The sequence below is a fragment of the Nocardioides aromaticivorans genome, assembly GCF_013408525.1.
In the GTDB taxonomy this organism is placed as follows: domain Bacteria; phylum Actinomycetota; class Actinomycetes; order Propionibacteriales; family Nocardioidaceae; genus Nocardioides; species Nocardioides aromaticivorans.
On record NZ_JACBZM010000001.1, the window covers coordinates 216443 to 229346 of the forward strand.

Below are 12904 nucleotides of genomic sequence, written 5' to 3' on the forward strand. Positions count from 1 at the left end.
CCACGCGGGCACTCCGCTCCCCCACGAAGGCCTTCGATGCCCTAGGCTCGCCCTGCAGGCACGAGGAAGCCGGTGGGACTCCGGCACAGTCGCGCTACTGTGACACCGCCTCCGCCCTCGTGGACGGGGTGGTGAAGTCAGGAACGAGTGCCTGCACCACCTCAACCCACTGACCAGGGACGCTGAATCCCTGAGGAGGCCTCCATGTCGCAGACCACCGCCACCCCGACCGCGGTCGTCACCGTTCCCGTCGTCCCGCTGCTCAAGCTGGGCACCTGGGTCGTCTTCTTCGGCCTGCTGGCGATGCTCGCCATCTTCTTCGTGAGCGCCGACCAGGGCGCCCTCTCGCTCCCGGCCGGCAACGCCGTCCACGAGTGGGTGCACGACGCGCGCCACCTGCTCGGCTACCCCTGCCACTGAGCGGGGATCCCGCCATGGGCACCACTCCCGGGGAGAGCTCTGCCCTCAGCCCGGCAGCCTTCCTCATCCGTGGCCTCGCGGTCGGGATCGTCGCGGGCCTGATCGCCTTCGTCGTCGCGTTCGCCCTCGGTGAGCCGCAGGTCGACGACGCGATCGCGCTCGAGGAGTCCGCGGCCGCGCAGATGACCCCCGAGGAGGTCGCCGCCGAGGAGGCCGCGGCCGCCGAGGAGGACCACTCCGGCATGGTCGAGATCTCCCGCGAGAACCAGAAGAGCTGGGGCCTGCTGACCGGCATGCTCGCGATCGGCGCCGCCCTCGGCGGCCTCACCTCGCTGGCCGCCGCAGCGGTCCTCGGTCGCCTCGGCGGCCTGTCGGCCCGCGGGTCGACGGCGCTGGTCGGCCTGCTCGGGTTCGTCGCGGTCGCGCTCGTGCCCTTCGCGAAGTACCCCGCCACGCCGCCCGCGGTCGGGAGCGGGGACACGATCGGGGGCCGCACGGCGTCGTACTTCGCGCTGCTGCTGGTCTCCGTGCTCGCCGCCATCGCGGTGGTCGTGCTGGCCAACAAGCTGCTCGGCCGCCTCGACGGCTGGACGACCGCGCTGGTCGGCGCCGGTGCCTACCTCGCCGTCGTGGTGCTCGCGGGCTACCTCCTGCCGAGCGTCAACGAGCTGGGCGACTTCCCGGCCGACACGCTGTGGTACTTCCGCCGGGCCTCGCTGGTCACCCTCGCCACGCTGTGGGCGGTCATCGGCATCGGCCTCACCGCGCTCGTGGGCCGGATGTACGACCGCGTCGCGGCGGACCACGCGCGCCGCCAGCTGGCCGCCAGCCTGTGACCTCGACGAGCACGGCCCGGGCCGCCGGGCTGCTGCTCGGGTACGCCGCGGACCGGCTCCTCGCCGATCCGCGGCGCCTCCACCCCGTCGCCGGCTTCGGGCAGCTCGCCGCCTCCCTCGAGCGCCGCACCTGGCGCGACGACCGGGCGGCCGGTGTCGTGCACGTGGCGGTCCTGGTCGGCGGCGCGGTGGCGCTGGGCGCCGCCACCGAGGCCGTCGTACGACGCCCGCTGCCGCGCACGCTGGCCACGGCCGCCGCCACGTGGGCGGTCCTGGGCGGCACGTCGCTCGACCGCGAGGCCGCCGCGGTCAGCCGCCTCCTGGCCGACGGGCGGCTGCCGGAGGCCCGGGTGCAGCTGACCCACCTGGTGGGCCGCGACACCTCGCGGCTCGAGGAGGGCGAGGTCGTCCGGGCCACCTTGGAGTCCCTGGCCGAGAACACCAGCGACGCGGTCGTGGCGCCCCTCGTGTGGGGTGCCGTCGCCGGCGTACCGGGCCTGCTCGGGTACCGCGCCGCGAACACGCTCGACGCGATGGTCGGCCACCGCAGCCCCCGCTACGAGCGGTTCGGCTGGGCCGCGGCTCGTTTCGACGACCTGCTCAACCTGCCGGGCTCCCGGCTCACCGCGGCGCTCGCCACGGGGATCGGACCGGACCGGGCGGGCGCGTGGCGGACCTGGCGACGCGACGCGGCCGGCCACCCCAGCCCCAACGCCGGTCCGGTCGAGGCGTCCTTCGCGGGCGCGCTCGGCATCCGGCTGGGAGGCACCAACGACTACGCCGGCCGGATCGAGCACCGGGCCGTGATGGGCGACGGGCCGCTCCCCGACCGGACCGACCTGGACCGCGCCCGCACGCTGGCCCGCCGGATCGGGGCCGGTGCCGTCCTCGCCGCCGCCACGCTGGCAGGGGCCCGCGCGAGGCGCTGAGCAGCAGGCCGACGTATCAACCGGACCGGTTCCGCACTCCGTGGGGTGTCAGCAACACCCCTCGGAAAGGAACTGACATGCCTGTCCAACCCCCCAACCGCACCCTCGCCCGAGCCCTCCCGGTCGGCGTGCTCTCCCTCGCCCTCGGCGCGGCCGCCACGGTCGCCGCCTCGGGCGACCCGGGCGTCAGCCCGCAGCACTACACCGATGCGCTCGCCCCGGGCGCATCGGTGACGATCACCAAGACGGTCGAGACGCCGCCCATCCCGCCCAACCCGGACATCGTGTTCCTCGCCGACACCACGACGAGCATGACGGCGAGCATCGGGAACGTGCAGTCCAACGCCAACAGCATCGTCAGCCAGATCCTCGCGGCCCAGCCGACGGCACGGTTCGCGGTGGCCGACTACAAGGACGCCGAGGACGCCACGGGCTACTTCCTGCTCCGCCAGCAGCTCACGGCCGACACCTCCGCCGTCACGGCCGGGATCAGCTCGTGGACCCCGCTGTCGGGCGGCGGGAGCGACGCGGAGGAGGACTGGATCGGCGCGCTCGCGCAGATCCCGACCGCGATCGACTTCCGTGACGACGGCACCCCGATCGTCGTGATGTTCGGCGACTCGAGCAGCGAGGACCCGTCGGGCGGCCACTCGCTCGCCCCGACCACGGCAGCCCTGCAGGCGGCCGGCATCCGGGTCATCGCGATCTCGGTGCCGGGGGCCGACGGCTACCTGTGGGACGGCCTCGACTCGGAGGGCCAGGCCAGCTACGTGACGTCGCAGACGGGCGGCACCCTCACCGCGGCCAACCCCGACCAGGTCTCGGACGTGATCCTCAGCCAGCTGCAGAACCTGCCGGCCGAGGTCACCCACGAGGTCACCTGCGACGCGGGCGTCACCGCCTCGCTGACGGCGACGTCGCCGACCACCGTCACCAGCGGCGGCACCGTCACCTTCGACGAGACCATCACGCTGGCCGGCGACGCGCCGCAGGGCGAGACGGTGTCGTGCCAGGTGTCGTTCAAGGTCAACGGCCAGGTCCCCGGGCCCGCGTTCGTGCAGACCGTCGAGATCGACGTGAAGGACGTGACGCCCCCGGTGGTCACCGTCGAGAGCAAGACCGTCGAGGCCACCGGTCCCGACGGCGCCGTGGTCGGGTACGACGCCAGCGCGGTCGACAACGTCGACGGCCCGCTGACGCCGACCTGCGTGCCCCCGTCGGGGTCGCAGTTCCCGCTCGGCACCACGACGGTCGCCTGCGAGGCCACCGACGCCGCCGGCAACACCGGCCACGGGTCGGGCGCGATCGAGGTGGTCGACACCACCCCGCCGACCGTCGCCTGCGCCGAGTCGACCAACCCGGGCGGCAACACGCCGAAGGCGGGCGGCACCCGGCCGAACCCGCAGGGCCAGAACCAGGACGGCTTCTACCGGCTCGACGCCACCGACGTCGTCGACGCCGACCCCGAGGTCTACCTGCGCGACACCGGCAGCGGCCACGTCTGGGGGCCGTTCGCCAGCGGCCAGCGGATCAAGTACACCGAGTCGGCCTCCGGTCCGACGCAGAAGCAGCTGGGCGGCAGCGGGATCCTGCACCTGACCGGCACCGGGGACGCCGAGCTGTACGCCGAGGACTTCTCCGGCAACGTCTCCGCCCCGGTGGCGTGCCTGGTCCCGGCCCCGCCGAAGTAGCACCCCGCCACCCGTCGTACCGGACGGAATGGTCGCGAGATCGCCGGATCCACGACCAGGACGTCCGGTACGACGGCGCTACGTCCCGATGATCGCGTCGGCGTTGCGGCCGACCCAGCGCAGCAGCGGCACCATCACCTCGGCGAGGTCCTCGCCGAGCGGGGTCAGGCTGTAGTCGACGCGCGGCGGCATCACCGGCTGCTGCTCCCGGTGGACCAGGCCGTCGGCCTCGAGGGTCTTCAGGGTCTGGGCGAGCATCTTCTCGCTGATGCCCTGCGCGCGTCGGCGCAGCTCGCTCCAGCGCTGCGGGCCCTCGGTCAGCGAGACCAGCACGAGCACGCCCCACTTGCTCATCACGTGGTCGAGCAGCACGCGGCTGGAGCACGCCGCCGGGAAGACCCCACCGGGGAACTGCTCGAAGATGCTCGGCGCCTCGACCGGGCTCATACTTTCTGCCACGGAAGTACCTTACTTCAAAGTGCGTACTCTCCATTGGGAAGCAACCCTCCGGACGACCCGTTGAGGACATCGACAAGCACGATCCCCAACCCCGTTCGGAAGGTTCCCACCATGTCGTTCGTCATCACCGGTGCCACCGGCCAGCTCGGTCGCCACGTCGTCGAGTCCCTCCTCGCCAAGGGCGTCCCCGCCGACCAGGTCGTCGCCCTCGGCCGCGACGAGGAGCGCCTCGCCGGCCTCGCCGCCCTCGGCGTCGCCACCCGCAAGGTCGACTACGCCGACACCGCCGCGCTCGCCGCCGCCTTCGACGGTGCCGACCGCGTGCTGCTCATCTCCGGCAGCGAGGTCGGCCAGCGCCTCCCCCAGCACCAGAACGTCATCGACGCCGCCGCGGCCGCGGGTGTGCAGCTGTTGGCCTACACGAGCATCGCCAACGCCGCCAGCAGCGGGATCATCCTCGCCGGGGAGCACAAGGCCACCGAGGAGGCGATCGTCGCCGCCGGGCTGCCGCACACCTTCCTCCGCAACAGCTGGTACATCGAGAACTACAGCGGCCAGCTGGCGACGTACACCGAGCACGGCACGGTCCTGGGCGCGGCCGGCGACGGCCAGGTCAGCGCGGCGACCCGCGCCGACTTCGCGGAGGCGGCCGCCGCCGCGCTGCTCCTCGAGCAGCCGCAGGAGGTCTACGAGCTCGGTGGCGCGGCGTTCAGCCTCAAGGAGCTCGCCGCCACCGTCTCCGAGGTCACGGGCGCGGAGGTGACGTACACCGACGTCCCCGCCGAGGAGCTGACCAAGGTCCTCGTCGGTGCCGGACTGCCCGAGGGCTACGCCGCCGTGCTCGCCGACGCCGACCTGGGCCTGGGCCGTGGCGACCTGTACGTCGACCGCGCCGACCTCGAGGGCCTGCTCGGCCGTCCGGCGACCTCCCTCGCCGAGGGCTTGCGCGCCGCGCTCTGAGGACAGGACGACCCGTGTGCTCCTCGTCGGTCGCGGGCATCATCGAGCCATGGCGATCGATGAGGAGCACACCCGTCCGGCGGGCGTCGACGACCTGACGGTCGAGGCGCTCGGCAACATCTCCGAGGCGCTGGAGGCCGTCGAGATCGCGCGCGGCCACCTGTACGCCTTCCACCGGCTCAGCGGCACCGCCGACCTGACCCTCGGCAAGGGCGTCGACCAGCTCCGCGAGGCCGGTCACGCCGCGCTCGCCGACCGGATCCAGGAGGAGCTGGTCGGACGCAACGTGCTGCAGGGCCGGTGGACCTTCCAGGTCGTCGAGGAGTACGACGACGGCTACTACGCCGACTTCAAGCGCCTCGAGCGGGCGGCCCGCGACGAGATCGTCGAGGGCAAGCGGCACCTCTACGAGGCGGAGATGAAGGAGGACCGGCGCACCCACGGCCGGCCGGGCCACGAGCGGACGCCCTGACTCCTCCGCACCTGTTGACGCGGTTCAACTACCGAATTCGTCCCGCTGGACGTCGGATCACGACAATTCCGGTAGTTGAACCGATGCCGAGAGCCCGCCCAGCCAGGCCAGCACGGCGTCCACGTCGGCCACGGTGTCGACCCCTGCGGGGGCCGCCGGGCGTCGTACGACGACGACGGGGATGCCCAGCTCGGCAGCGACGGCCATCTTCGGCCAGGTCAGCTCGCCCCCGGAGTCCTTGGTGACCAGCACGTCGCGGTCGGCCATCACGGCCCGCTCGCCGTCCAGCGTGTAGGGACCGCGGGAGGTGAGGATCTCCCAGTCCTGCGGGATGTCGAGGTCGGGGGCGTCGACCACCCGCGCCAGCACCTCGCGCTCCTCCAGCGCGGGCACGAAGCGCGCCAGCTCCTGTCTCCCGACGGTGACGAAGGGCCGGCTCCCGAGCTCGCCGGCGACGATCGCCGCCTGCTCGTGGGTGTCCACCCAGATCCACGACGGCGTCGCGCGGTCCGCCCAGCCGGGGCGCTGCAGGCGCAGCAGCGGCACCCCTTCAGCGGCACAGGCCTGCGCGGCGTTGCGGGAGATGCCCGCCGCGAACGGGTGCGTCGCGTCGACGACCGCGTCGAAGTCCGCGAGCGCCGCGCGGAGGCCGTCCACCCCGCCGAAGCCCCCGATCCGGACCTCGCCGACGGGCAGCCGCGGCCGGGCGACCCGGCCGGCCAGCGAGGACACCACCGCGACGCCCTCGGCGACCAGGCGCTCGGCCAGGGCGCGCGCCTCGCCCGTGCCGCCGAGCAGCAGGACCCGCGGGCCGGTCACCGGGCCAGCTCCAGCAGCGCATCGAGGTCCAGGTGCTCCTCGACGAGGTCGCCCAGCAGGTCGAGCCGCGCCGCCCGGGCGGCGGGGAAGGACGCGGCCGAGGCGACGCCCAGCGCGTCACGGAGGTACGCCGCCCGCGTCGCGTCGTCCTCCAGGCTGCCGTGCACCATCGTGCCGCTGACGTTGCCGTCGACCGTGGCGCCGGTGATCCGCCCGTGGTGGATCTCGTAGCCCGCAGGCTCGTGCAGGACCAGCCGCTTCTCCGGCGCGAAGCGGGTGACCAGGTCGAGCAGGCCGAGGCCCTCGACCGACGCACCGGGAGTGCCCTCGACGCCGTCCGGGTCCTCGATCCGCCGCCCGAGCATCTGGCAGCCACCGCAGATGCCCAGCACCGGCCGGCCCGCGGCCGCGTGGCGCAGGACCGCCGCGTCCAGGCCGCGCTCCCGGAGCCAGGCCAGGTCGGCCAGCGTCGCCCGGGAGCCGGGCAGCACCACGAGGTCGGCGTCCGCGAGCCGCGCGGGGTCGGACACGAACTCGACGTCGAGCCCCGGCTCGAGGCCCAGCGCGTCGACGTCGGTGAAGTTGCTGATCCGAGGCAGCCGCACGACCGCGACGCGGCGCACGCCCGCACCGACCTCGGCACGGCGCCCGGCGAGGTCGAGGGCGTCCTCGGAGTCCAGCCAGAGGTCCGGGTGCCACGGCAGGACGCCGTACGTCGGCCGGCCGGTGCGTTGCTCCAGGTCGGCCAGCCCGGGCCGCAGCAGGTCCACCTCGCCGCGGAACTTGTTGACGACGAACCCCTTGACCAGGGCCTGGTCCTCCGGCTCCAGCAGCATCAGGGTGCCGTAGGCGGCGGCGAACCAGCCGCCGCGGTCGATGTCGCCGACCACGACCGTCGGCACGTCGCCGTGCCGGGCCAGGCCCATGTTGACGTAGTCGCTCGCCCGCAGGTTGATCTCGGCGGGGCTGCCGGCGCCCTCGGCCACGACGAGGTCGAAGCGGGAGCGGAGGTCGTCGAAGGCGGCGAAGGCCGTCTCGGCGAGCCGGGCGCGGCCGTCGTGCCAGTTGCGCGCCGACACCTCGCCGTCGGGCTGGCCCATCCGCACCACGTGGCTGCGCCGGTCGCTGCCGGGCTTGAGCAGCACGGGGTTCATCGCCACCTCGGGCTCGACGCCCGCGGCGACCGCCTGCACCCACTGCGCGCGCCCGATCTCGCCGGGCCGGCCGTCCGGGCCGCGCACGACCATCGAGTTGTTCGACATGTTCTGCGCCTTGTACGGCGCCACCCGGATCCCGCGGCGTGCGAACGCCCGGCACAGGCCGGTGGTGACGACGCTCTTGCCGGCGTCGGAGGTCATCCCGGCGACGAGGAGGGCGCGGCCGGTCATCGCGGGGTCCCGGCGGGCTGCTGAATGAATCCCCGGTCGACCGGGGATTCATGCGCTTGTCGGGCGTTGCAACACCCGACAAGCGCATGAACTGCCTGTCCGGAGTGACGCATGGTGCCCATGTGGCTCACCCCCGCTTCCCGCGGAAGACATGCCGCTCCAGCGACCGCGGCACGGGACCACCCTCACGCACCCAGTCGACGACCTCCGCCGTCGACTCCTCGGAGAGCACTCCCCCGAGCCAGACGTCCTTCGGACGCCGCCCGCCCGGGTTCCACGTGAAGTCCCGCACGAGTACGACGTTGGAGCGGTCGCACTCGTCGAGGCAGTCGACCACGCGCACCCGGACCCGCGGCCCGCGGCGCCCGGCCGGGTCGTCGAGGGCCTCGATCTCGTCGCGCTGCGCCCGGTGGTCGACGTCCGGGTGCTTGCCAGCCGTGCCGCAGCAGCAGTCGCGGCACAGCAGCACGTCGCGCTCAGGCAGTGCCATCGTCGGCTCCCCCGGCGGGCGCCCGCAGCAGGAAGAGGTCCATCACCCAGCCGGCCTCGGCCCTCGCCTCCGCGCGTGCCGCCTCGATCTCCCCGACGACGTCGGCGACCCGGCCGGACACGAGGCGCTCCCCCACGCCGCCGAGGTTGGCCCCCCACCAGATCGCCCAGTCGCCGAAGCCGTCGAGGTCGACCCCGGCGGTGAGCATCACGACGACATTGCGCTGTCCGGCCGCCACGTCGGTGCGCAGCCGCCGCGCGGTCGTGACGTGCACCGGCTGGCCGACCTCGTGGAGCACCACCCGGTGCCGCGCGGCGAGCACCTGCGGCGCGCTGATCCCGGGGAGCACGTCGAAGTCGACGCCCAGCTCGCGCACGATGCGGATCGTGCCGTCGTACAGGGAGGGATCGCCCCAGACCAGGAAGGCGCAGGTCCCACCCCGCGCGTCGATGACGGAGCGGTAGGCGGCCAGCCGGGCGGCGTACCAGTCGGCGACCGCGCCCTCGTAGCCCGCGCGGTCCAGTCCCGGGGAGCGGTCCCGCTCGGGATCACGTACGACGACCAGCTCGACCCCGTGCGCATCGGCCACCGCCTGCCGCACGGCCAGCAGCGGGTCCTCGTCGCCCTTCTGCACTGCCAGGGCGTAGTCACAGCCGGCCAGTGCGGTGGCGACCTCCGGGGTGACGTGCTGCGGCCCCATCCCGAAGCCGAGCACCCGGACGGTGGCGCTCACTCGTCCTCCAGGTCGCCCTCGACCTCGAGATAGGCGGCCTGCAGCGCGGCCAGCACCTCGGGGTCGGGCGACTCCCACAGCCCGCGGTCCTTCGCCTCGTGCAGCCGCTCGACGATGCTGCGCAGCGCCCACGGGTTCGACTTCCGCAGGAACGCCTGGTTCTCCTCGTCCAGCACGTAGGACTTGGCGAGCGACTCGTACATCCAGTCGTGCACGACACCGGCGGTCGCGTCGAAGCCGAACAGGTAGTCGACGGTCGCGGCGAGCTCGAAGGCGCCCTTGTAGCCGTGGCGCTGCATCGCGCCGATCCAGCGCGGGTTGACCACACGGGCCCGGAAGACCCGGTTGGTCTCCTCCTGCAGCGTGCGCGTGCGGACGGCGTCGGGGGTGGTCGAGTCGCCGACGTACGCCTTCGGGTCGGCGCCGGTCAGCGCGCGCACCGTCGCGACCATGCCGCCGTGGTACTGGAAGTAGTCGTCGCTGTCGGCGATGTCGTGCTCGCGGGTGTCGATGTTCTTCGCCGCGACCTTGATCCGACGATAGTTGGCGCGCATGTCGTCGGCGGCGGGGACGCCGTCGAGGTCGCGCCCGTAGGCGAAGCCGCCCCACGCGGTGTAGACCTCGGCGAGGTCGGCGTCGTCGCGCCAGGTGCCCGACTCGACGGCCTGCAGGATGCCGGCGCCGTAGGAGCCCGGCTTGGAGCCGAAGATCCGGGTCCGCGCCCGCCGCTCGTCACCGTGCTCGGCGACATCGGCCTGCGCGTGGGCGCGCACGAAGTTCTGGTCCAGCGGCTCGTCGAGCTCCGCCACCATCCGCACGGCGTCGTCGAGCATCGCGACGACGTGCGGGAAGGCGTCGCGGAAGAAGCCGGAGATCCGCACCGTCACGTCGATGCGCGGACGGCCCAGCTCCTCCAGGGGTACGACGGTCAGCGCGTGCACCCGCTTCGACGCCTCGTCCCACTCGGGCCGCACGCCCAGCAGGGCCAGCACCTCGGCGATGTCGTCTCCGGAGGTGCGCATCGCGGACGTGCCCCACACGGAGAGTCCGACCGACTCGGGGTAGGCGCCCTCCTCCTCGAGGTAGCGGCCGACCAGCGACTCCGCCATCGCCTGCCCGGTCTGCCAGGCCAGCCGGGACGGCACGGCCCGCGGGTCCACGGTGTAGAAGTTGCGGCCGGTCGGGAGCACGTTGACCAGGCCGCGCAGCGGCGAGCCCGAGGGGCCGGCCGGGACGTAGCCGCCGGCCAGCGCGTGCAGCGTGTGGTCGAGCTCGTCGGTGGTGCGGGCCAGACGGGGCACCACCTCGGTGGCCGCGAAGGACAGCACCCTGCGGACCTCGGGTGAGGGGTGCAGGTCGTCGACGCGCGCGACGTCCCACGACGCCTTCTCCATCGCCTCGACCAGCTCACGCGCCTCGGCCTCGACCCGGTCGACCTCGGCGGTCGGCGCGTCGGGCGCGAGGCCGAGCGCGGCGCGCAGGCCGGGGACCGCGTTCGACGTACCTCCCCAGACCTGGGCGGCCCGCAGGATCGCGAGCACGAGGTTGACCCGCGCCTCGCCCTCGGGCGCCTGGCCGAGCACGTGCAGGCCGTCGCGGATCTGGACGTCCTTGATCTCGCAGAGCCAACCGTCGACGTGGAGCAGGAAGTCGTCGAAGTCGTCGTCCTCGGGCTGCTCGTCCATGCCGAGGTCGCGGTGCAGCTCGGCGGCGTGCATCAGCTGCCAGATCTCGCCGCGGATCGCGGCCAGCTTGGCCGGGTCCATCGCGGAGATCTTGTCGTACTCCTCGAGCAGGCCCTCGAGGCGCGCGATGTCGCCGTAGCTCTCGGCCCTCGCCATCGGCGGGACGAGGTGGTCGATGATCGTCGCGTGGGCGCGGCGCTTGGCCTGCGCACCCTCACCGGGGTCGTTGACGAGGAAGGGGTAGATCAGCGGCATGCTGCCGATCGCGGCGTCGGTGGCGCAGGACGCCGACAGCGCGGCGTTCTTGCCCGGCAACCACTCCATCGAGCCGTGCTTGCCGAGGTGCACCACCGCGTGGGCGCCGAAGCCGTTGGCCACCCAGCGGTACGCCGCCAGGTAGTGGTGCGACGGCGCCAGGTCGGGGTCGTGGTAGATCGCGACCGGGTTCTCGCCGAAGCCCCGCGGCGGCTGGATCATCAGCACGATGTTGCCGGCCTGCAGGGTGGCCAGCACGATCTCGCCGTCGTCGTTGACGAACAGCGAGCCGGGCGACTCGCCCCACGCCTCGACCATCTCCTCGCGCAGGTCGTCCGGCAGGTCGGCGGTCCACGCGTCGTAGTCCGCCTTGCTGACCCGCACGTGCGCGTCGGTCAGCTGCGCCGACGTCAGCCACTCCTCGTCCTGGCCACCGGCCGCGATGAGGGCGTGGATGAGCGTGTCCCCGGCGACGGTGTCGTCGTCGAGGTCGAGCACCCCGAAGCCGTCGCCGACGTCGTAGCCGGCGTCGCGCAGCTTGCGAAGCATCCGGACGGCCGACACCGGCGTGTCGAGACCGACGGCGTTGCCGATCCGCGAGTGCTTGGTCGGGTAGGCGCTGAGCATCAGCGCCAGCCTCTTCTCGCTGTTGGGCACGTGGCGCAGGCGGGCGTAGCCGACCGCGAGGCCGGCGACGCGGGCGGCGCGCTCCGGGTCGGCGACGTACGACGGCAGGCCGGCCGGGTCGAGCTCCTTGAACGAGAACGGCGCCGTGCTGATCCGGCCGTCGAATTCCGGGATCGCCACCTGGTTGGCGTAGTCGAGCGGGCTGACGCCGTCGTCGGACGCCTCCCACTCCTCACGGCTGCTGGTCAGGCACAGGCCCTGCAGGACCGGGATGTCGAGGGCGGCGATCCGCTCCACGTCCCACGTCTCGTCGGCGCCACCCGCACTGGCGGCGGCCGGCGTCGACCCACCGGCGGCGAGGACGGTGACCACGAGGGCGTCGAGCTCGCCGAGCGCCGTGAACAGCTCGTCCGGCGCCGCTCGCAGTGACCCGGCGAAGACCGGTACGCCGACGGCCTCCCCCGTCGCGTCGATCGCGTCGCACAGCGCGTGCACGAAGTCGGTGTTCCCGCTGGCGTGGTGGGCGCGGTAGAAGAGCACCCCGACCCTCGCCTTCTCGACACCACCGGGCCGGTCGAGGATCCCCCACGCCGGGATCTCCTCCGGCGCCTCGAAGCCCTCACCGGTCAGCAGCACGGTGTCGGACAGGAAGGCGTGCAGCTGGCCGAGGTTCCGCGGCCCGCCCTCGGCGAGATAGCGGTGCGCCTCCGCCGCGACCCCGACCGGGACGGTCGAGGCCTCCATGAGCTCGGCGCTGGGCGTCAGCTCGCCACCGAGCACCACGAGCGGCCGGCCCGTGCCGCGCAGCGCGGCCAGCTCGGCGTCGTACTGCTGCGGGGAGCCGAGGAGGCGGATGACGACGAGGTCCGCCGCCTCCGCGAGCGCCACCAGGCCCGGCAGGTCGCTGCGCGACGGGTTGGCCCACGCGTAGTCGGCACCGCTCGCGCGGGCCGACAGCAGGTCGGTGTCGGACGTGGAAAGGAGTGCGATCTGCACGGGTCCTCCTCGGGGTTCGCGCCCCTCTTCGGCAGGTGTCGTCCGAGCGCAGTGTCTGGCTCTCCCGGCCGCGGGGGCCGGGATCACAGTGGCGGAACCGCCCCGGTCTCACACCGGGTTCCTGCCTCACGGACCTGTGGGGGC

The 12904-nt window shown here is 73.4% G+C and carries 12 protein-coding genes and 1 riboswitch; of the genes, 6 read left to right on the forward strand and 6 right to left on the reverse strand.

Going from position 1 to position 12904, the window contains the following annotated elements:
- Positions 1-204: 204 nt before the first annotated feature.
- The 4 genes from BJ993_RS00990 to BJ993_RS01005 all read left to right on the forward strand — a co-directional run bounded on the left by BJ993_RS00990 (position 205) and on the right by BJ993_RS01005 (position 3876).
- A complete protein-coding gene (locus BJ993_RS00990) occupies positions 205-420 on the forward strand; it encodes a CbtB-domain containing protein (RefSeq protein ID WP_036544490.1) in 216 nt (71 codons plus the stop codon).
- 14 nt (positions 421-434) lie between these two features.
- On the forward strand, positions 435-1256 hold the full coding sequence (locus BJ993_RS00995; protein ID WP_179647414.1) for a CbtA family protein: 822 nt from the start codon (positions 435-437) through the stop codon (positions 1254-1256).
- Positions 1253-2185, forward strand: coding sequence for a cobalamin biosynthesis protein (locus tag BJ993_RS01000; protein ID WP_179647415.1), 933 nt, complete (start codon positions 1253-1255; stop codon positions 2183-2185). The genes BJ993_RS00995 and BJ993_RS01000 overlap by 4 nt, the downstream gene beginning before the upstream one ends.
- Before the next feature lie 77 nt (positions 2186-2262).
- A complete protein-coding gene (locus BJ993_RS01005) occupies positions 2263-3876 on the forward strand; it encodes an HYR domain-containing protein (RefSeq protein WP_179647416.1) in 1614 nt (537 codons plus the stop codon).
- Between the two features lie 78 nt (positions 3877-3954).
- Here BJ993_RS01005 and BJ993_RS01010 read toward each other — a convergent pair whose 3' ends face one another.
- Complete coding sequence (locus BJ993_RS01010; protein ID WP_242530264.1) at positions 3955-4335, reverse strand: winged helix-turn-helix transcriptional regulator; 381 nt, start codon at positions 4333-4335, stop codon at positions 3955-3957.
- Between the two features lie 111 nt (positions 4336-4446).
- Between BJ993_RS01010 and BJ993_RS01015 the strand changes: the two genes are divergently transcribed.
- Both BJ993_RS01015 and BJ993_RS01020 read left to right on the forward strand, forming a co-directional pair.
- Positions 4447-5295: an NmrA family NAD(P)-binding protein gene (locus BJ993_RS01015; protein ID WP_036544483.1), complete on the forward strand. Its 849-nt coding sequence runs from the start codon at positions 4447-4449 to the stop codon at positions 5293-5295.
- 49 nt (positions 5296-5344) lie between these two features.
- On the forward strand, positions 5345-5767 hold the full coding sequence (locus BJ993_RS01020) for a hypothetical protein (protein ID WP_179647417.1): 423 nt from the start codon (positions 5345-5347) through the stop codon (positions 5765-5767).
- Positions 5768-5824: 57 nt separating this feature from the next.
- Here the strand turns inward: BJ993_RS01020 and BJ993_RS01025 are convergent, their stop codons facing one another.
- The 5 genes from BJ993_RS01025 to cobN form a co-directional block, all read right to left on the reverse strand.
- Complete coding sequence (locus tag BJ993_RS01025; RefSeq protein ID WP_179647418.1) at positions 5825-6586, reverse strand: cobalt-precorrin-6A reductase; 762 nt, start codon at positions 6584-6586, stop codon at positions 5825-5827.
- Positions 6583-7974 carry a cobyric acid synthase gene (locus BJ993_RS01030; protein ID WP_179647419.1) on the reverse strand — a complete coding sequence of 464 codons (1392 nt, stop codon included), beginning with the start codon at positions 7972-7974 and terminating at the stop codon, positions 6583-6585. The genes BJ993_RS01025 and BJ993_RS01030 overlap by 4 nt, the downstream gene beginning before the upstream one ends.
- A gap of 127 nt (positions 7975-8101) precedes the next feature.
- Positions 8102-8464, reverse strand: a complete 363-nt coding sequence (locus tag BJ993_RS01035; RefSeq protein WP_036544477.1) for a hypothetical protein — start codon at positions 8462-8464, stop codon at positions 8102-8104.
- Positions 8451-9197, reverse strand: a complete 747-nt coding sequence (locus BJ993_RS01040; RefSeq protein WP_179647420.1) for an SAM-dependent methyltransferase — start codon at positions 9195-9197, stop codon at positions 8451-8453. The genes BJ993_RS01035 and BJ993_RS01040 overlap by 14 nt, the downstream gene beginning before the upstream one ends.
- Positions 9194-12760, reverse strand: coding sequence for a cobaltochelatase subunit CobN (cobN, locus tag BJ993_RS01045; protein ID WP_179647421.1), 3567 nt, complete (start codon positions 12758-12760; stop codon positions 9194-9196). The genes BJ993_RS01040 and cobN overlap by 4 nt, the downstream gene beginning before the upstream one ends.
- A 49-nt stretch (positions 12761-12809) precedes the next feature.
- Positions 12810-12884: riboswitch (cobalamin riboswitch) on the reverse strand.
- Between the last annotated feature and the right edge of the window lie 20 nt (positions 12885-12904).